General features: G+C 68.2%; 1 protein-coding gene. It reads left to right on the top strand.

Annotated elements, in window-relative coordinates:
* Positions 1-225: 225 nt before the first annotated feature.
* A partial coding sequence (locus D7Y13_RS43035; RefSeq protein ID WP_147452721.1) for a hypothetical protein occupies positions 226-440 on the top strand: 215 nt, incomplete at its 3' end.

The following is a 440-nucleotide window of genomic DNA, read 5'->3' as shown; positions in this document are numbered from 1 at the left end:
CCGCACAACTGCCTGCGGTGGCTGGCGTCACGGAATCGGAAGTGGCGCACGCCCTTGAGGCGCTGCGCGCGGCAGCGGCTGCCGCCTGATCGCAGCGGCCATGGGCGCGCTTGCCTGGCGCCGCCCCGCGCTCTGGCCGCCCGTATCCGAATCGACACAATCACCGCCTAACATGCGGGCGACACCACTCCCGCACCGGCATTCGCATCTGCACCCGCACTACGCATGAGTCTTACGAGCCGCGCCTTCCTGAGATCCTGCCTCCAGCATGCAGCCCGCTGGACGTTCACCCTGCTGGTTCTCACCGCGGTCGTCTACGCGGCGTTCATCGCCATCCGCTTCCACCATCTCGACACGCGCATCTACGCCTGGTTCAGCGCGTGGAACGAGCCCGCAGTCACCACGACGAGCACCCAGGGGCGCGCCCTGCAGGGCTATAC

Source organism: Corallococcus praedator, assembly GCF_003612125.1.
GTDB lineage: Bacteria > Myxococcota > Myxococcia > Myxococcales > Myxococcaceae > Corallococcus > Corallococcus praedator.
The sequence above is the reverse complement of the archived record's forward strand: the minus strand, read 5'-3'. Positions and strand labels throughout refer to the sequence as shown.